This is a genomic window from Pseudochrobactrum saccharolyticum (genome assembly GCF_008801715.1).
Taxonomy (GTDB): Bacteria; Pseudomonadota; Alphaproteobacteria; order Rhizobiales; family Rhizobiaceae; genus Pseudochrobactrum; species Pseudochrobactrum saccharolyticum.
The window spans coordinates 411795-431165 of record NZ_VZPG01000003.1 but is presented as its reverse complement, the minus strand read 5'-3'; the positions used below and the strand labels follow the sequence as shown (position 1 = coordinate 431165).

16 protein-coding genes are annotated in these 19371 nt (G+C 51.1%); 9 read left to right on the top strand and 7 right to left on the bottom strand.

Features of this window, described 5'->3' with window-relative positions; all coding sequences use genetic code 11:
- Positions 1 to 106 precede the first annotated feature (106 nt).
- The 3 genes from F7P81_RS11960 to F7P81_RS11950 all read left to right on the top strand — a co-directional run bounded on the left by F7P81_RS11960 (position 107) and on the right by F7P81_RS11950 (position 3192).
- Positions 107 to 1342 (top strand): saccharopine dehydrogenase family protein, encoded by a 1236-nt coding sequence (locus F7P81_RS11960; RefSeq protein ID WP_151159674.1) that lies wholly within the window; start codon positions 107 to 109, stop codon positions 1340 to 1342.
- Positions 1343 to 1462: 120 nt separating this feature from the next.
- The gene (locus F7P81_RS11955) at positions 1463 to 2032 is read left to right on the top strand and encodes a hypothetical protein (protein WP_246176109.1); all 570 of its coding nucleotides are present in this window, start codon (positions 1463 to 1465) and stop codon (positions 2030 to 2032) included.
- Between the two features lie 113 nt (positions 2033 to 2145).
- Positions 2146 to 3192 carry a polysaccharide deacetylase family protein gene (locus F7P81_RS11950; RefSeq protein ID WP_246176108.1) on the top strand — a complete coding sequence of 349 codons (1047 nt, stop codon included), beginning with the start codon at positions 2146 to 2148 and terminating at the stop codon, positions 3190 to 3192.
- 257 nt (positions 3193 to 3449) lie between these two features.
- On the opposite strand, the gene F7P81_RS11945 is transcribed toward F7P81_RS11950, so the two are convergent.
- The 6 genes from F7P81_RS11945 to F7P81_RS11920 form a co-directional block, all read right to left on the bottom strand.
- On the bottom strand, positions 3450 to 4511 hold the full coding sequence (locus F7P81_RS11945; protein ID WP_151159672.1) for a sn-glycerol-3-phosphate import ATP-binding protein UgpC: 1062 nt from the start codon (positions 4509 to 4511) through the stop codon (positions 3450 to 3452).
- Positions 4511 to 5359 (bottom strand): sn-glycerol-3-phosphate ABC transporter permease UgpE, encoded by an 849-nt coding sequence (gene ugpE / locus F7P81_RS11940; protein ID WP_022711987.1) that lies wholly within the window; start codon positions 5357 to 5359, stop codon positions 4511 to 4513. Before ugpE ends, F7P81_RS11945 begins: the two co-directional genes overlap by 1 nt.
- A 9-nt stretch (positions 5360 to 5368) precedes the next feature.
- Positions 5369 to 6250: a sn-glycerol-3-phosphate ABC transporter permease UgpA gene (gene ugpA, locus F7P81_RS11935; RefSeq protein ID WP_028233882.1), complete on the bottom strand. Its 882-nt coding sequence runs from the start codon at positions 6248 to 6250 to the stop codon at positions 5369 to 5371.
- Positions 6251 to 6561: 311 nt separating this feature from the next.
- Positions 6562 to 7872, bottom strand: a complete 1311-nt coding sequence (gene ugpB / locus F7P81_RS11930; RefSeq protein WP_151159671.1) for a sn-glycerol-3-phosphate ABC transporter substrate-binding protein UgpB — start codon at positions 7870 to 7872, stop codon at positions 6562 to 6564.
- Between the two features lie 576 nt (positions 7873 to 8448).
- Positions 8449 to 9375 (bottom strand): DMT family transporter, encoded by a 927-nt coding sequence (locus tag F7P81_RS11925; protein ID WP_151159670.1) that lies wholly within the window; start codon positions 9373 to 9375, stop codon positions 8449 to 8451.
- Between the two features lie 255 nt (positions 9376 to 9630).
- Positions 9631 to 11061: an aldehyde dehydrogenase family protein gene (locus F7P81_RS11920; RefSeq protein ID WP_151159669.1), complete on the bottom strand. Its 1431-nt coding sequence runs from the start codon at positions 11059 to 11061 to the stop codon at positions 9631 to 9633.
- A 426-nt stretch (positions 11062 to 11487) separates the two neighbouring features.
- Between F7P81_RS11920 and F7P81_RS11915 the strand changes: the two genes are divergently transcribed.
- On the top strand, positions 11488 to 12573 hold the full coding sequence (locus F7P81_RS11915; protein WP_210307632.1) for an acyltransferase family protein: 1086 nt from the start codon (positions 11488 to 11490) through the stop codon (positions 12571 to 12573).
- A gap of 69 nt (positions 12574 to 12642) precedes the next feature.
- On the opposite strand, the gene F7P81_RS11910 is transcribed toward F7P81_RS11915, so the two are convergent.
- Complete coding sequence (locus F7P81_RS11910; RefSeq protein ID WP_151159668.1) at positions 12643 to 13692, bottom strand: dipeptidase; 1050 nt, start codon at positions 13690 to 13692, stop codon at positions 12643 to 12645.
- Positions 13693 to 14242: 550 nt separating this feature from the next.
- Here F7P81_RS11910 and F7P81_RS11905 point away from each other — a divergent pair.
- The 5 genes from F7P81_RS11905 to F7P81_RS11885 are packed head-to-tail and all read left to right on the top strand — an operon-like array spanning position 14243 to position 19326.
- Positions 14243 to 15841: an ABC transporter substrate-binding protein gene (locus F7P81_RS11905; RefSeq protein ID WP_075656530.1), complete on the top strand. Its 1599-nt coding sequence runs from the start codon at positions 14243 to 14245 to the stop codon at positions 15839 to 15841.
- Positions 15838 to 16851: an ABC transporter permease gene (locus tag F7P81_RS11900; protein WP_022711996.1), complete on the top strand. Its 1014-nt coding sequence runs from the start codon at positions 15838 to 15840 to the stop codon at positions 16849 to 16851. Before F7P81_RS11905 ends, F7P81_RS11900 begins: the two co-directional genes overlap by 4 nt.
- Positions 16848 to 17750, top strand: a complete 903-nt coding sequence (gene nikC, locus F7P81_RS11895) for a nickel transporter permease (protein ID WP_151159667.1) — start codon at positions 16848 to 16850, stop codon at positions 17748 to 17750. The genes F7P81_RS11900 and nikC overlap by 4 nt, the downstream gene beginning before the upstream one ends.
- An 8-nt stretch (positions 17751 to 17758) precedes the next feature.
- The gene (locus F7P81_RS11890; protein WP_075656534.1) at positions 17759 to 18586 is read left to right on the top strand and encodes an ABC transporter ATP-binding protein; all 828 of its coding nucleotides are present in this window, start codon (positions 17759 to 17761) and stop codon (positions 18584 to 18586) included.
- Positions 18586 to 19326 carry an ABC transporter ATP-binding protein gene (locus tag F7P81_RS11885; RefSeq protein WP_151159666.1) on the top strand — a complete coding sequence of 247 codons (741 nt, stop codon included), beginning with the start codon at positions 18586 to 18588 and terminating at the stop codon, positions 19324 to 19326. The genes F7P81_RS11890 and F7P81_RS11885 overlap by 1 nt, the downstream gene beginning before the upstream one ends.
- Positions 19327 to 19371 lie beyond the last annotated feature (45 nt).

The following is a 19371-nucleotide window of genomic DNA, read 5'->3' as shown; positions in this document are numbered from 1 at the left end:
TTGTGCGGAGCAATCTGTACAGGGCGTATCATTGATTAGTGCATAATCATTATCAGAAAAATTTGTGATTATGCCGAAAAGGCTACTATGGAGCGTACCGCGTGAAATGAAAAAAAATGTCCTGATTATTGGTGCCGGAGGCGTGGCGCAGGTTGTGGCGCATAAATGTGCGCAGAACAACGATGTACTGGGTGATATTCACATTGCTTCGCGAACGAAATCAAAATGCGATGATATGGTCGCAAGCGTTCGTGAAAAGAAAAGTATGAAGGTCGAGGGCGTATTGGAAGCCCATGCACTGGATGCTTTGGATATTGAAGCCACGAAGGCACTGATTACCAAGACAAATTCACAGATCGTGATTAATGTCGGTTCGCCTTTCATCAATATGTCGGTGCTGCAGGCCTGTATCGAAACCGGCGTGGCTTACATGGATACCGCTATCCATGAAGAACCGAACAAGATTTGTGAGACCCCGCCGTGGTATGCAAACTATGAATGGAAGCGCCGCGAACTCTGCGCTGAAAAAGGTATTACTGCTATTCTCGGTATCGGCTTCGACCCGGGTGTGGTGAATGCCTATGCTCGTCTGGCTCAGGACGAGTATTTCGACAAGATCACCGATATTGATATCATTGATATCAATGCCGGTTCCCATGGCCGTTGGTTCTCCACCAATTTCGATCCGGAAATCAATTTCCGTGAATTCACCGGTCGCGTTTATTCGTGGCAGAAGGGTGAATGGCAGGTCAATAAGATGTTTGAAGTGGGCAAGGAATATGATCTTCCTGTCGTCGGCAAGCAGAAAGCCTATATGACCGGTCATGATGAAGTGCATTCACTGGCACGCAATATCGAGGGTGCGGATGTGCGCTTCTGGATGGGTTTCGGCGATCATTACATCAACGTCTTTACCGTGCTGAACAATCTCGGCCTGTTGTCGGAACAGCCTGTTAAAACCGCTGAAGGTCTGGAAGTTATTCCGCTGAAAGTGGTCAAGGCTGTGCTGCCTGATCCGTCATCACTGGCACCGGATTATACCGGCAAGACCTGTATCGGTGATCTGGTTAAAGGCAGCAAAGACGGTAAAGACCGTGAAGTCTTCATTTATAATGTGGCAGACCATAAGGATGCCTATAATGAAGTTGGTTCACAGGGTATTTCCTACACTGCCGGTGTTCCGCCGGTAGCGGCTGCCATGCTGGTTGCGACCGGTGAGTGGGATGCCAAGACAATGGTCAATGTTGAAGAACTTGATCCGCGTCCGTTCCTCGCTCAGATGAGCAAAATCGGCCTGACTACCTGGATCCGTGATGAGCAGGGCGAACGTCAGATTTTCTGATTTTGATCTGTTCCGGAATTAAATTAAGCTCAGGGGCGCAAGTCTCTGAGCTTTTTTATTGCGCTTTATTATGAGGGCGATAGTATTGCGTCAGTTTTGTCCGGTTAAAAATGAGGCGCAATGATGGGTTATTCTGTTTTATCGCATTTAAAACATCTTGCTGCGCCGCTGGCAGCATTGATGGTGCTTTCCGCTTGTAGTGTTTCAGTTGACGAGGGCAGGCCGCAGCGCCCGCCAGTCCGGCCGGATCGTCCGCAAATGTGCACGATGGAATATGCACCGGTCTGCGGCGTGCGTAACGGAAAAACCCGTACATTGGGCAATAGCTGTCAGGCACGCGCCGAGGGCTATCGCATTATCAGCAATGGCGAATGCAGGCCGTCCCAATCCCGTCCGCCGCAGTGGCAGCAACATCCTGATCGTCCCGGCGGAGCTATGCGACCGGATTATCCAAGTGGAGCTATGCGACCGGATTATCCAAGCGGCGCGATGCGGCCGGGTCGCCCGTCAGGCAACTGGGGCGGCAATAATGGCGGAAACTGGGGTGGTAATAACCGTCCGCAAACTGCCTGCACACGCGAATATGCGCCGGTTTGCGCTACCAGCCGCGGCCGCAGCCAGACATTTCCGAATGCCTGTGTCGCGCGCAATGCCGGTTATGAAAATATGCGCAACGGAGCTTGCCGTTAACTCCGTCTTACCGCTTGTAAAATATACAAGATTTAAAGCTGCGATATGGGCTTATAATATCGCAGCTCTTCTTTGAATATTTTCGGCTGGTGACAGACAGGATGATATACGGATTGCATGAAGCAAAACGTCTGCTGAAATACTCCGTTATCCGTGCAGGGCTGGATGCGATCTCCGCGCTGCATCTGGGTAAAATCCTGCCGTCTGCTGCTCAAAACGGCCTGATTTTTACGCTGCATCATGTACGGCCGGAAAACGCCGCGCAGCATTTCTCTCCCAACGCAATTCTCTCGGTCACGCCGCAATTTTTGGAGCAAGCGATACAGGAAGTTCTGCAGGTAGGAATGATCCCTGTGCATGTGCATGATTTGCCGGAGCTGCTGGCGAATAATCCTGAAAACAAGCGCTATGTCTGTTTTACGCTGGATGACGGCTACCGGAACAATGCGGATTACGCTGCTCCGATATTCAGGCGCTATAATATCCCCTATACAATTTACATCACGTCGGGCTTTGCAGAACGTAAGAATATTCTGTGGTGGGAAGTTATTGAACAAATCCTGCGTGATAAAGACAGTCTGACATTTGATTTCGGCGCAGGCGCCAAAACCTTGTCATTAAAAACGCGATGGGAGAAGACAAAGGCTTTTGCCCGCTTCGCTTGTTATGTCGACAGTCATGATGAAGATGAAGCGGTGAGTCATATTGCGGATCTCGCTGTGCAGAGCGGCATTGATCCGTTACGCCTCACGCGCGATCTGACAATGGACGTGTCGGAATTGCGGGCCTTACAGCAGTGTGACAACGGGTTGGTGCATTTCGGTGCGCATACGGTGAGCCATATTAATCTCAGCCGCGTTGATCATCAGCGTATGAAATATGAGATCGAAACATCCGCACGATGGCTGAAAGATGAGCTGGGAGCGGCTCCGCAATCATTTTCCTATCCATATGGGTGGAAGACTGCGGTGAGTGAAAATACTTTTGCTGCGGCGCGTGAGTCGGGTTTTGCAATGGCTGTGACAACGCAACCCGCGATGCTGAATGCAGCTTGTTTGCAGCATCCGCAATCATTTCCGCGCGTATCATTAAACGGCTATTTTCAGAAAAAGCGCTATGTGAGGGCGCTTATTTCCGGCATTCCCTTTATAAACACATGATAATTTAGAGATAGCCGCATTATGAATATTTATGATGTGCTCTATCAAAATTATAAATTTAATTATGGCGCATTAAAAAGTTAAGCTTCTTACAAAGAAGCAGCAATCTGATTGCAAACTTCTTGGGATTCCCGAACAGGGTAGCCATGAGAGTTCATACGGGGGCATGATTATCATGGTGTCGCCGATTGCCAGCAAGCGCAGGCATCGGCGACAATAATCCCGAAATTGCTTTCGGGATCACCAATTTCATAACATCAAACGGTCAGTTCAATGCGGTTGCCATCCTTGTCGAAGCAATGGAGGGCAGATTTTGCTGCGCTGACTTTCAGCACTTCACCACTTGCAATCGTGCTGCGTCCGGCAACGCTGAAGATGATGGCTGTGTCATCTGCAAGACGGGCATGGACATAGCTTTCCGCACCCACGAGTTCGACCGCATCAACAGTCACATCCGTGGTGAAGGCCGCATTTTCTGTGCCAATCATAAAGCCTTCCGGACGCACGCCGACAGTTGCAGTGCCGGCCGGTACAACCGAGCTGAGTTGCTGCATCCATGGTGCATCTTTGCCGGAAGCATCTTTGCAGGACAGCAGGTTCATCGACGGCGAACCGATGAAAGTTGCAACAAAGGTTGTTGCAGGCTTTTCATAAAGCTCGATCGGTGTGCCGACCTGCTCAATATGACCGGCATTGAGCACCACCAGACGATCGGCCAGTGTCATGGCTTCCATCTGGTCATGGGTTACGTAAACGCTTGTCACGCCGAGGGAACGCTGCAGACGCTTGATTTCCACACGCATATGCACGCGCAACTTGGCATCCAGATTGGAGAGCGGCTCGTCAAACAGGAACGCAGCAGGCTCACGTACAATCGCACGACCCATGGCAACGCGCTGGCGCTGACCACCGGAAAGCTGACGCGGTTTACGCTCCAGAAACTGCTCGATTTCCAGCGCTTTAGCGGCTTTGGTAATGCGCTGTTCAATCTCGGCTTTTGGCGTGTTGCGGTTCTTCAGACCATAGGCCAGATTCTGGCGCACAGTCATATGCGGATAAAGCGCATAATTCTGGAACACCATCGCAATATCGCGTTCTGCCGGTTCCAGCTCATTGACCACGCGGTCAGCGATCGAAACAGTACCGGAAGTAATGCTTTCCAGACCGGCAATCATGCGCAGCAAAGTGGATTTGCCGCAGCCGGACGGGCCGACCAGAACAACCAGTTCACCATCGGCGATTTCCAGCGAGATGCCTTTAATGGTCTCGACATGACCGCCATAGACTTTTTTTACATTTTGAAGAGAAATGCGGGCCATTATTTTTCCGTTTCAACAAGACCTTTGACGAACCATCGCTGCATCAGAACCACGACGATGATCGGAGGGATGATCGCAAGGATCGTTGTCACCATCACAAAATGCCATGGTGTTGCGGCATCGGCGAAGTCCACCATTTTGCGCAATGCGATGATGATTGTGTTCATCTTTGCATCATTGGTGACCAGCAGAGGCCAGAGATATTGTGTCCATCCGAAAATGAACAGAATAACAAAAAGTGCTGCAATATTGGTTTTGGACAGCGGCAGCAGAATGTCTTTCATAAAGCGCCACGGTCCGGCATTATCGATGCGGGCTGCTTCCACAAGCTCTCCCGGAATAGTCAGGAAGAACTGGCGGAACAGGAATGTCGCCGTTGCTGAAGCCATTAATGGCAATGTCAGACCGGCATAAGTATCGATCAGTCCGAGATCCACGATCACTTTATAGGTCGGCAGAATACGCACTTCCACCGGCAGCATCAGCGTGATGAAGATCATCCAGAAGAACACCATGCGGAAGCGGAAGTTGAAGAACACAATCGCAAAAGCAGAGGTGAAAGAAATGATGATCTTACCGATGGCAATCGCCAGCGCCACGACTGTCGAGTTGAACAGCAGACGTTCAAGGCTCACACCTACGGTGCGTTCAACACCGCCGGTCATTGCATCACGGTAGTTTTCAATAAAGTGGTCACCCGGCCAGAGCGGGATCGGAGGGCGGAGGATTTCCGCCGACGTCATAGTTGAAGCCACAAATGTATAATAGATCGGGAAGGCAACAATGATGATGCCGATAATCAGCGCCAGATGGCTGATTGCGATAGTAACGGGATTACGTTCAATCATTGTCTGACCTCAGGAATAATGCACGCGCTTTTCAACAAAGCGGAACTGGAACGCCGTAAGGGCAATAACGATCACCATCAGCACCACGGACTGTGCTGCAGAGGAGCCGAGGTTCAGATTGACGAAACCGTCATTATACACTTTGTAGACCAGAGTTTCAGTGGACTTGGCAGGGCCGCCGCCGGTAACCGCATGGATGATACCGAATGTGTCGAAGAACGCATAAACAGTATTCACAACCAGCAGGAAGAACGTGGTCGGAGCCAGAAGCGGGAAGGTGATCGACCAGAACCGCTTGACACCGCGTGCGCCGTCAATCGCTGCTGCTTCCAGCAGGGATTTCGGGATCGCCTGAAGACCGGCCACAAAGAACAGAAAATTATAACTGATCTGCTTCCACGAGGCGGCAAAGATAACCAGTGCCATCGCCTGATCGCCTTTGAGCAGCGGATCCCAGTCAAAACCGGCATTGCGCAGCAGATAGGCGAGAGTTCCCATCGCAGGGGAGAACATGAACAGCCACAAAATACCGGCAATGGCTGGTGCCACGGCATAAGGCCAGATCAGCAGGGTGCGGTACAGATTTTTACTGCGCACGACTTTTTCCGCAGCGGTTGCCAGAAACAGGGCAACAGCCATCGACAGCAAGGCAGTCGCAATACTGAAGAAGATCGTAATCTGGAAAGAATGCAGATAATTCGGATCGGCGAACAAGGCCTGAAAATTTTTCAAACCGACAAAAGCGCTGCGCAGACCAAACGGATCTTCACGCATCATCGACTGATAAATAGCCTGACTGGCCGGCCAGAAAAAGAACACGAATGTGAGTATGAGCTGCGGCGCAACTAATAAATAGGGTAGCACCTTGTTGGGAAAAACAACACGCTGCACAAAGATCTCCTTCAAATTGCAGCGCCACACACCGAAAAGGTGCTGAAGGGGCACAGCAAGATTTTTGAAATGTTACACAATTTCTGATGCTCTCGGCAGTCAGAGACTGTGCTGTCAGTTCAGAGCATTTCCGTCCTGCGCGGACATCATGAAATACTCTGTCTGATCGTTTTACACACTTCCGGAGGCGGTAAGACTTTTCCGGAATGTGCTCTGACATATAAGCCAATCCTCAACGCAATCCTGAAGATGGGTTTATATGCAGAGTGAAGAAAACCGCGCATCCTTTGCAGGATGCGCGGCTATGAGTATTAGCGGTTTACAGCTTCAGCAATGGCTGCATTGCCACGCTCAACGGCGTTTTTCAGCGCAGTTTTTGCATCCTGTTTACCGGCCAGCATCGCTTCATATTCTTCATTGAGAATATCACGTACCTGCGGCAGGTTTACGAGACGTACGCCCTTGGAATTGGCGGTCGGCTCTTTGCCCATCATCTGCAGGATTGGTGTTTCACGACCTGGATTCTTGTCGTAGAAACCGGATTTCTTGGTTTCTTCATAGGCTTCCAGTGTTACCGGCAGATAGCCGGACACCTGATGCAGGCGAGCCTGAATCTTGGTCTGGGACAGGAAGTTGAAGAACTGGGCAATGCCCTTATATTCTTCATCGCTCTTGCCGCCGAATACCCAGAGGCTGGCGCCGCCCGGAATGGTGTTCTGCGGACGACCTTCACCTTCATAATAAGGCAGCTGGCCGATACCGTAATTCATGCCGGATTTAACCACATCGCCCAGACCACCGGAGGATTCTGTCAGCATCGCGCATTCACCGGAAGTGAAGAGCTGCTTGGCTTCCGATGTGCGGCCGCCGTAACGGAACGCGCCGTCTTTGGCGAGATCAGCCAGACCCTGGAAATGCTGCTCGAACAGAGGCGCATTGATTTCCAGTTTTACGTCCAGACCGGCAAGACCGTTTTCATTGGTGCCGTAAGGAACATTGTTCCATGCAGCGAAGTTTTCTGTCTGGATCCATGTCAGCCATGTAGAGGTATAACCGCAGGCTGCTGCGCCGCTGGATTTGATCTTGCGTGCTGCTTCAAACACTTCAGGCCATGTTTTTGGCGCAACTTCAGGATCAAGACCGGCCTTTTTGAAGGCGTCTTTGTTGTAATAGAGGATCGGCGAAGACGAATTATACGGGAAGGACAGCATGGTGCCGTCTGCTTTTGAATAATAAGCGGTAATACCGGCGAGGTATTTTGATTTATCAAATGTGAAGCCGCCTTTTTCCAGCACTTCGGCAACCGGCATAACCGCGCCTTCAGCACCCATCATCACGCCGCTGCCAGCATCAAAAACCTGCAGAATTGCCGGTGCCTGCTTGGCGCGGAATGCAGCGATACCCGCATTCAGAGTTTCAGGATAGGTGCCTTTATAAACAGGAACGATTTTGAATTCGCTCTGGCTTTCATTGAATTCTTTGGAGAGCTGTTCAACAACTTCGTTGTTGGAGCCGGCCATACCGTGCCACCATTGCAGTTCGGTAACCGCAAATGCGTTGGATGCGAATGCAACGGACATTGTTAATGCCGCTACTGAAACAGTCATCAGACGTTTGGACATGACTTCTCCCTGAAGGTCCCTGAAGATCAATGAAACGGAATATCGCTGAGCCGGTGTTATGTGTACGCCGTTCAGACGAGAGTTCCGCGGTTGCCATTAAGCTCTTTCGTTTTAGCGCATATAACATTTAATACGAAAGAGAAAAGCACAATTACGAAAGCTATTCACGCATAATTCTATGCGCAGACACATTTTGGCGAAGAGTTTGTCACAAAACAAGCGATAATAAAATTGCGTGCCATAAAGTTCGTGATTTCAGGAAAATGCTGCGGGCAGGGTGATTCTTTGCCACTTACAGGTGGAAAATCCACAATTCAGGCAGAAAAAAAGCCGGACTAAAAAGCCCGGCTGAATTTAAGAAGACATTTAGATGCCTTCGAGGGGAACACTTGCAGCGCGAAATGGGAGGAAGCGCGCCAGCAAGTGACCTTCATATGGAGCAAGCGTTAAATAAGTTCAAGGTCATGTTCACAGTTTTTTTGACCAAAACGTAAAATAATTGCGCCTGTGTATTTCAGCCACAGTTTTTGCAGGGCGCTTTGATATGTCTATGCATATAATCGTCCCGACAAGTGGTCAGCCGCGCCTTGCCTGCATAATGCCGGCGATGACGATGAGGCCGCCACAAATCTGCCAGATGCTCAGCGGTTCTGACAGCAGGATCCATGCCAGAATTGCTGCCACAACAGGCTGGATCAAAAGTGTGAGCGAAGAAAACGCAACCGGCAGCCATGCAATGGCAAATGTAATCAGGCTTTGCCCGGCGGCTTGCGTCATCCATGCCAGAGCGCAGACAACAACCCAGCCAAACAAGGTCAGCGGGAAATATTGCGTTTCAAAAATCAGTGCGAGCGGCAGAATAGTCAGAGTTGCACTGATTGTGGTGCAGAGCATGATCGTCGAGGTGGAAAAACGGCGGCGCGTGAAGCCGAGCATCAGAATATAAGCGGCATAAAGAATGGCAGCGCCCAGAGCCACGGCATCGCCTTTGAGGCTGCTGTGGCCGGAAAGGTCAGGGCCGCCTTTGAGGATCAGCACGCCAAAAATTGCGATAACAAGACCGCTGATGAAAATCCGGCTGATTTTCTGTTTCAGAAACAGCCAGCCGCCAAGCGCTACAAAAATCGGTGACAGGTTCACAATCAGCGTCGAATTAGCAACGGATGTCATGGTCAGCGAAATATGCCAGACCACCAGTTCCAGCCCGATCAGAATGCCCGGAACAGCAAGGATTGCCAGATCGCCAAGAGAAGCCGGTTTGACCTGATCCACGCCATGCTTCATCCGGTTATTCAGGATCAGCATCGGGATAATCGCCAGCGCCAGCCGCCAGAAAGCCGTAACAATCGGGCCGGTTTCGGCAAAACGCACCAGAATAGGCGAACAGCTGATGAGCAACCCGCCAAGCAAAAGCGCGATAATCGCTTTTCTCTGTGTCTCAGGCGTGCTTTGCAGCAGGCCGGTTGCGTTGATTGACGCGGCTTCGGAGGGTGACTTGTTCATGTTTAACCTGCCGCTCCTTATGAAGCAGCCTTATATGTGAGAATGCAGCATAAGTGCAGGCATCTGCTGGCAGGATATGCTGGCCGTATTTTGAGTGATCCGCTGCCTGCGACATGCTTTGTCATCGGAGAGAGTATCTCTCAGTTGCGCGCTTCGGCAGATAGTCAGTCTTTATGTGATATATATCAAAACAATTATATAAAATAGCGCGTCTTTTGACGGACGCGCTATTTCTTATCTCTCTATAGCCGGTGCTTATTCTTCAAAGCCGACGATACCTTTGATTTCGACAAATTCACGCAGGCCGAAAACGCCGTATTCACGGCCATTGCCCGACTGTTTGTAACCGCCGAAAGGTGCCGCACCGTCCCATGGCGCATCATTAATATAGACATTGCCGGTGCGCAGACGTTTCGACAAAGCCTGCGCTTCTTTCAGATCACCCTGAATATAGGACGCAAGGCCGTAGACCGTATCATTGGCCATTTCGACCGCTTCATCCAGATCATCATAGCCAATCATCGACAGAACAGGGCCGAAGATTTCCTCGCGGGAAATGCGCATATCATGGCCGACACGGGCAAAGATGGTCGGGCGCACATAATAACCGGCATTGAGTTCCGCAGGGCGGCCGGTGCCGCCGGTTACAAGTTCCGCACCTTCATCAATACCGGCCTGAATCAGATCCTGAATCTTGTCGAACTGCAACTGGCTGACGACCGGGCCGAGATCGGTATTGGCGGAATTCGGATCGCCGGTGCGGAATTTTTCTGCTGCATCACGGGCGATTGCAATCGCATCATCCATAGCTTCCTGCGGTACTAGCATACGGGTCGGCGCATTGCAGGACTGGCCGCTATTGCCAAAGCAACGGGTGACACCGGTACGCACGGCCTTATCCAGATCGGCACTACGCAGGATAATATTCGGGGACTTGCCGCCGAGTTCCTGATGTACACGTTTTACGGTCGGCGCTGCAGTCTGTGCAACGCTGACACCGGCGCGGGTAGAGCCGGTAAAGGACACCATATCCACATCTTTATGGCCGGAAAGCGCGACGCCGACAGTCGGGCCGTCACCATGAACGAGGTTGAACACGCCTTTCGGCACACCGGCTTCATCCATGATTTCTGCGAACAAAATGGCACTGACCGGCGCAATTTCTGAAGGCTTCAGCACCATTGTGCAGCCGGTAGCAATGGCTGGTGCAACTTTTGCGGCAATCTGATTGATCGGCCAGTTCCAAGGCGTAATCATTGCCACCACGCCGATCGGTTCATGCACAACGCGGGTTGTGCCCTGCATATAGGCATATTCAAAAATTTCAGCGGCTTTAATTGCTTCCATCAGATGGGCGGTGCCGGAACCGGCCTGTGCAGCTTTAGCCATGGCCAGCGGTGCGCCCATTTCCTGCGAGATTGCGGCGCCGATTTCATCCGAGCGGCGGATGAAAATTTCGAGAATGCGCTTGAGCAGAGCGAGACGCTCTTCTTTCGTGGTGACGGAGAAGCTCTCAAAAGCGGCTTTGGCGGCGGCTACTGCCTTGTCGACATCGGTGGCGGTGCCCATTGCGATTTTGGTAAAAGGCTGCTCGGTTGCAGGATTGATGACATCCAGTGTTGTAATTGGGCTTATTGCCGGATCAACCCATTCACCGTTGATATAAAATTTGAGCGCGTGATCCATAGTTCCCATCCTGTCATGCTGTTTATGCGGTTTTTTAGAAATTTTCCGCGCAGTTTAGACCTAAACCCCGTGATTACAACTGCATAAACGGCATGGGGTGATGAAATTTTCCGCTCTTAAAGATCGTTGCAATGTAGTTATTTCTGATATTTGCGCTTTGTTTTTCTGTATTATTATTAAGTAATGATACGTATTATTGATATTTAAAGTATATATTGCACTATTGACTATTGATAAATTGAATAATTATAGAAGTATAGTTTTGGCAATTTAGAGATTATATTTAATTAGTTTGCTTAATTATAAATTTATATTTTAATAATGCATATTGAATGTGTTTTTGCTTGGAGCCTTGCCGGAACAAAAACAATAAATGCGCTGCAACGGACTGTGCGTGCATTTGATACATGTGATCGGGTGAGGCAAATGCAGACAAACACTGTTATTCAGAGTGGGAAATTCAACTCTGTGCAAATCTTGCGCGGCCTGGCGGCATTGCTGGTCGTTATCGGTCACACATTACAGCATCCGATGGCTGAACCGCCGCCGATACTGGGTGTTTTGGGTGCTTTTGGTGTTTCAATTTTCTTTGTAATCAGCGGATTTATTATCAGCTATATTCATCCGCGTGACTTCGCACCTGCAGGTTTTTTGTGGCGGCGCATTATACGCATCGTGCCGCTTTACTGGCTCTGCACAATATTTCTTGCGCTCTGCGCGGTTTATTTGCCGAACTTGTTTAAGTCGACAAGTTTTACGCCATATTATTTGTTTAGCTCGCTCGCTTTTATTCCGGAACTGGTGCCGGGGACTGTTGATGACTGGCGCCCTTTGCTGAAGCCGGGCTGGTCACTCAATTATGAGATGTTTTTCTATCTCATCTTTATTCTGTTCTGGTGGTGTGAGAGCAGTTTGCGGCGCATAGTCTTCATGAGTCTGGCACTCGGTGTGCTGATTGCAGGTGCGTTTTTTGTTGAGCGAAACAGCAGTGTTACAGCTTTTTATCTTAACTTTAATCTGATGCCGTTTCTTGCCGGTATGTGGCTTGCTGAAATGCAGCGCCGCGGTTTCTGGAGTGATTTTTCCGTCAACTCCCTGCCGGTATTGTTGTTTTTCGTGACGCTCAGCATTGGTTTGCTGTTCAGTGTTGATCTGACGGTGTTGCCGCTGTTTATCGAAAATCTTGCTTATCTGACCGCATCCGTGCTGCTTGTTGTAACGGCGCTTTGTACGGATCGCTGGGTCAAAACTTTATCGCCGCGTAATCTGTTTGTACAAATTGGCGACAGTTCCTATTCGCTCTATCTGACACATATGTTTGTCGTTGGTGCGGGCTGGGCGGTCTTCAACCGGCTTGGTTTGGGTGGCTGGGCTTTTCCGCTGGCGGTGGTTGCAATTATTATTGCAAGTCTTGTTGGCGCGAAAATTTCTTATCTGATTATTGAGAAACCGTTTATGCGTTTGGGGCGTAACAAAGCAAAGCTGCAATCTCCGGTGCCACAGCCGTCCTAATATCACGAAAAAGGCCTCCGCTGTATAGCGGAGGCCTTTTTCAATTTTGCGGTTATAAATGCAGCAATCTTACGCCCAGGTTTTTTCGAGGACGCGGATCCAGTTTTTATAGGCGATCTTGTCGATGGTTTCCTGATCGTAACCGGCTTTGCGCAATTCGGCGATCAGCAGCTGCAGATCAGCGGCGCTGCCCAGAGCATCCGGAATGGTCGTGCCGTCAAAGTCGGAGCCGAGAGCCACATGGTCAACACCGATACGGTTGATGATGTAATCAATGTGGCGCACCATTTCGCTGAGCGGTGTGGCCGTGATTTTCTGACCGTCTGCACGCAGGAAGGACACGCCGAAATTGATACCCATCAGGCCGCCGGTTTCCTTGATGGCGTCCATCTGTTTTTCGGTCACGTTGCGGCTGTGTGTGCACAATGTGTGTGCGTTGGAATGGCTGGCAACGAGTGGTGCATCGGAAATCGCTGCAATATCCCAGAAGCCTTTGTCATTCATGTGCGACAGGTCGACCATGATTTTCAGCTCGTTACAGGCGCGGATCAGGGCTTTGCCCGCATCGCTGAGGCCCGGGCCGATATCCGGTGTGCTCGGGAAGCGGAACGGCACGCCATATGCGAAAATATTCGGACGGCTCCAGACCGGACCCAAAGTGCGCAGGCCTGCCTGATGCAGCACATAAAGTTCATCCAGATCGGCGCTGATCGCTTCAGCACCTTCAATATGCAGTACTGACGCAAATGCGCCATTGGTCATCGCGGTGCGGATATCATCGGCAGAACGGCAGATTTTCAAGCCGCCTGCGGACTTCGCTTCAATCTTCGCCAGAAGCGCGGCCATGCCGAGGGTGATTCTTAAGGCGCTGTCGTGTTCCGGCGTCGGATAATCGCCGTTTGCGTCTTTTTCCATCGAAGGGGATGGCACATAAATTGCGCAGAGGCCGCCTGCGAGGCCGCCCTTTTTAGCGCGCGGAAGATCAATATGACCCACCTTTTCGCCATCAATAAAGCGATCGACCGGATTGGCTTCGCTTGACGACCACAGACGCAGCAAAACGTCATTATGGCCATCAAAGACAGGGGTGAAATTGTCTGCCGTTGAGGAACTGGACATGGGAAAGGGAACCTTACTTTTCTGGCTGGCGAAATAAAATATGTCGCAAACAGAAACATTTAGCGGATTAAATCCTGTTATTGCATCTCGTTAGCAACGGTATTCCTCTGAGATTTCAGGGAGGCACCTGCGATTCTGCGGTTTTTCATCGCGGAAATACAAGTCGTCGCGTGATTTGCGAGACTGACCATTTTGCAACCAAATTGCAAATGCCTTTTCTTGCAGGGGATAGTCCTCTTCTGCATATTAATTTAAATTAGAAAATAACAAAGTTTTGAACAAGATTTTGCATGCAAACCATGCATAGCCACTGGCAAAATCTGCATTGGCCGCGTTATTGGGCTTCATGATAACTGAACCGGACATTAGACGGTTTTCTTATACACATTGTTTTGATGCAGTTTCGGGTGGATCGGAACGGGCAAAAATCGGTCCGGTGGACGATCTCCCGCGAAGATAACTCATTTTCAAAGCTGTTAGAAAACTTAACCACTGGCAGGGGCAACCCGGCCGGTTTCTTGCGTTTACGGATAGGGAAGAGGAAATCACCGTGATTTCAAGACGTAATTTTTTGGCGGGCGCTGCTGCTGTTCCGTTCCTGTCATATGCCGGCATGCTGCCTGCGATCGCTGCCGGTCGTCAGGACATTCTGGTTGTGGCCATGCAGCTGGACAACATGACATCGCTCGATCCGCATGAGAGCTTTGAAGCTGTCGGCAGCGAAATCTGCAACAACATGTATCAGCGTCTTGTGCATCCGAGCTTTGAAAATCCTGAAAAGATTGAAGGCGGCGTAGCCACTTCATGGGAAGCTGATGCTGAAGGTAAGGTTTATACTTTCAAAATCAACCCTGAAGCAAAATTTGCGACCGGCAATCCGATCACCGCTGAAGATGCTGCGTTCTCGCTGCACCGCGCGATCAAGATGAACAAAGGCCCTGCTTTCATCATCGGCCAGTTCGGTCTGACCCCTGAGAATGTTGAGAAAGCTGTTGTCGCGACCGATGCCGGTACGCTGACCATTTCTCTCGACACCCCGACTTCCCTGTCCTTCCTGCTTTATTGCCTGTCTTCCAGCGTCGGTAGCGTTGTTGAGAAGAAACTGGTGATGGAAAATGCAGCCGGTGACGATCTCGGCAACGAATGGCTGCGTAAAAACAGCGCCGGTTCCGCTGAATGGACTCTGGCTGCATGGAAGCCAAGCGAAAGCGTTATGCTGAACCTGAACCCGCACGGCGCCTATAAAGGCAATGTAAAGCGTATCGTTCTGCGTCACGTTGCTGACCCTTCATCCCAGCTGCTGATGCTTCAGAAAGGTGACGTGGATATCGCCCGTAACCTGACTTCCGAGCAGCTGCGCGTGATCCAGAACGACGAAAACTTTACGCTCGTGCGTAAAGGTATTGCCGGTATCGGCCTGATGTCGCTCAACCAGAAAGTTGAAAAGCTGACCAATCCTAAGGTTTGGGAAGCAATCAAATGGGCGATCGACTATAAGGGCATTCAGGAAAATATCGTGCCTTTGACCCACCAGATCCATCAGACCATTATTCCTGAAGGTTTCCCGGGTGCAGTTAACGACACACCATTCCAGAAAGACACTGCGAAGGCAAAAGCTCTGATGGCTGAAGCAGGTCTCACCGATGGTTTCTCCATCAGCATGGACCACTATTCCGCACAGCCTTGGCCGGATATCGCTCAGGCCATTCAGGCAAACCTCGCAGAAATCGGCATCAAGCTGGAACTGCGTGCTGCTGAAAACCGTCAGGTTCTCACCAAAATGCGTGCCCGTGAACATGAAATCGCCCTGACTTCATGGGGTTCGGACTATTTCGATCCGAATACCAATGCGGACGTATTTTGCAACGTGACCGACCTGTCGGACGATGCAAAGAGCAAGCCTTTCGCATGGCGCTCAAACTACCAGAACGCAGATTTCGCGAAGAAATCGCTGGCTGCCCGCGATGAAAAAGATCCGGCAACCCGCGTTAAGCTTTACGAAGACCTGCAGCGCGAATTCATGAACAACAGCCCGTTTGTTGTCATGCTGCAGACTGTAATGACTGCTGCCTGCCGTAAAGATGTTACCGGCATGCGTCTCGGCGTTCTGTCCGATACCCACTCTTACGCAGGGATTGCGAAAGCTTGAATAAGAGACTGAAAACTCTGACTGGTACTCTGAGCAGCGTGTTAATCACGCTGTTCGGACTTGCTATTGTCACTTTCATGATCGGCCGCGTTATGCCGGTTGATCCTGTGATTGCAGCCGTCGGCGATAATGCGCCGGAGGCTGTTATTCAGCGTGTGCGCGCGGAGATGGGGCTGGATCAGCCACTCGTCGTGCAGTTCTTCCATTATATCGGTCAGGTTTTGCAGGGTGATCTCGGCAATTCCATTTTGACCCGCAACCCTGTTACCACGGATATTGCCCGCTATTTTCCGGCAACCCTTGAACTGGCCACCGCAGCGCTCCTCCTCGCTGCTTTGATCGGTATTCCTCTGGGTGTCTGGGCAGCGGTGCGTCAGGGCACTCTGACGGATCAGACGATCCGTGTTATCTGTCTGGCCGGTCACTCCGTGCCGACCTTTGTGCTGGCGCTGATTTCGCTTCTGGTTTTCTATGCCGCGCTCGGTATCGCACCGGGACCCGGCCGTCAGGATATTATTTTTCAGGACATGATCCCGCATGTCACTGGTATTCTGACCATTGATACGCTGATCGACGGCGATATGGATGCTTTCTGGGATGCGCTCGCGCATATGGCCCAGCCGGTTATCATTCTCGCTTATTTCAGCATGGCCTATATCACCCGTATGACCCGTGCATTCATGCTGGATGCACTCAAAGGTGAGTTTGTTGTTACAGCCCGCGCCAAGGGCCTGTCCGGCACCGCAGTTATCTGGAAACACGCTTTCCCGACTGTGGCCGTACAGCTGGTGACCGTTCTTGCACTGACCTATGCCGGTCTGCTTGAAGGTGCCGTTGTAACCGAAACCGTGTTCAGCTGGCCTGGTCTTGGTCAGTATCTGACTGTTTCGCTGATGAATGCAGACATGAACCCTGTCGTCGGCGCCACTCTTCTGATTGGTGTTATCTATGTCGGGCTCAATCTGCTTGCTGACATTCTCTACAAGGTACTGGATCCACGCGTCAGATGATTTTTTCCAATTTTCATAACTGGGCACTGGACGAAACTCCGTCCTCGCCGTCGCAGGCTCTCTGGGGCCGGCGCTACCGTATCTGGCTCAATCTGAAGTCAAATCCGCTGGCGATGATCGGCCTGTTCATCATTGCGGTCTTTGTTTTCATCGCCATTTTTGCGCCATGGCTGGCACCGCATGATCCGAGCATTCAAAATCTCGGTAATCGTCTTGCGGCACCTTCCGCTCAGCATTGGTTCGGTACGGACGAGCTGGGACGCGATATTTTCTCGCGTATCCTTTATGGTGGCCGCGTAACACTCGGCATGGTTATTGCCGTTGTTATTCTGGTTGCGCCGCTTGGTCTGATTATCGGCTGCGTTGCAGGTTATTTCGGCGGTATCGTCGATACAATCCTGATGCGCGTAACCGATGTGTTCCTCGCTTTTCCGCGTCTTATTCTGGCTCTGGCTTTCGTAGCCGCGCTGAAACCGGGCGTTGAAAGCGCGATTCTGGCGATTGCACTCACAGCCTGGCCGCCTTATGCGCGTCTGGCCCGTGCGGAAACCATGACCATCCGTAACACCGATTATATCGCAGCCTATCGCCTGACCGGCGCCAGCCCTGCACGTATTATCGCCTGTCATATTGCACCTCTGTGCGTGCCGAGCCTGATTGTACGTATTACGCTGGATATGAGCTCGATCATTCTGACCGCTGCAAGCCTTGGCTTCCTCGGTATGGGCGCGCAGCCGCCGTCACCGGAATGGGGTGCGATGATTGCAACTGCCAAACGCTTCATTTTTGAGCAGTGGTGGGTTGCTACAATTCCGGGTATTGCGATCTTCCTCGTTTCACTCGCGTTCAACTTCCTCGGCGACGGTCTGCGTGACGTCCTCGATCCGAAGCAGAATTGAGGGATAAAATGCTGGTAGATATTCAAAATCTGAGAATCGCATTTGAAACCCGCACCACCCGTTTTGAGGCGGTGCGCGGTCTCTCTCTGCAGCTTGGCCGTGAAAAGCTGGGTATTGTGGGTGAAAGCGGCTCGGGCAAGTCTCTGACTGCCCGTGCTCTGATGAAACTCCTGCCGAATATTGCGGAAGTCAAAGCTGATCGCTTAAGCTTTGACGGACAGGATCTGCTGACCGCATCTGAAAAACAGATGCGTCAGATCCGTGGTAAGCGCGTTGGTTTCATTCTGCAGGATCCGAAATACTCGCTGAATCCGGTAAAGACCATTGGTGTGCAGGTGGCGGAAGCCTGGCGCACACACAAAGGCGGCAGCAAAAAACAAGCTCTGGAAGCGGCAATTGATCTGCTCGATCAGGTGAAAATCCGCAATCCGCGTGAAGTGGCACATACCTATCCGCACGAAGTATCGGGCGGTATGGGGCAGCGTGTCATGATCGCTATGATGCTGGCACCGGATCCGGAACTGTTGATTGCCGATGAGCCGACTTCGGCGCTTGACGCAACCGTGCAGGCTGAAATTCTGCGTCTGATCGATGACCTCGTCGACAGCCGCGGCATGGGGCTGATTCTCATTAGCCACGATCTTCCGCTTGTTTCCCATTTCTGTGACCGCGTTATGGTCATGTATATGGGACAGGTGATGGAAGAGCTGAAAGCATCGGAACTCAATAATGCTCAGCATCCTTATACCAAGGGTCTCCTGAACTGTATTCCGTCGCTGACGCATCCGCGTGATCGTCTGCCGGTAATGACCCGTGATCCGGAGTGGCTGAAATAATGATTGAAGTTGATAATCTGAAAATTCAGTTCGGTGACAAGCAGGTCGTTAAGGGCGTTTCGTTTAACGTCGAAAAAGGCGGCAGCTTCGGTATCGTGGGCGAGAGCGGTTCGGGTAAGTCGACAATCCTGCGTGCGATGGCCGGTCTGAACGAAAGCTGGAGCGGACGTGTTGCCTTTGACGGCAAAGACGCGCCGCTGAAGCGGACACCGGAATTTTTCCGTTCTGTTCAGATGGTGTTTCAGGATCCGTTCGGCTCCCTGCATCCGCGCCAGACCATTGACCGTATTCTGAGCGAGCTGTTGCTGGTTCATAAGATCGACAATGTTGAAGGACGGATCAAGCAGGCTCTGTCTGATGTGGCTCTGCCGCAGACGGCGCGTTTCCGCTATCCGCACCAGTTGTCCGGTGGTCAGCGTCAGCGTGTGGCAATTGCCCGTGCTCTGATTGCAGATCCGCAGGTATTGCTGCTCGATGAGCCGACTTCGGCACTGGATGTTTCCGTTCAGGCGGAAATTCTCAACCTGTTGTCGGATCTGCGTGAAGAACGCAATCTGACCTATGTGCTGGTGAGTCATAACCTCGCGGTTATTGCCCATCTCTGCCCGGAAGTGGGCGTGATGCAGAATGGTGTGATGGTGGAACAGCTGACAGCAGAAGATCTGCGTTTAGGCCGCACCACCCATCCGCATACTACAGAGCTACGCGAGTTGAGCGTAACGGTTGAAGAACCAAAGTAAGACTATGAAACAGGCCGGATTTTCCGGCCTGTTCTTTATGCAATA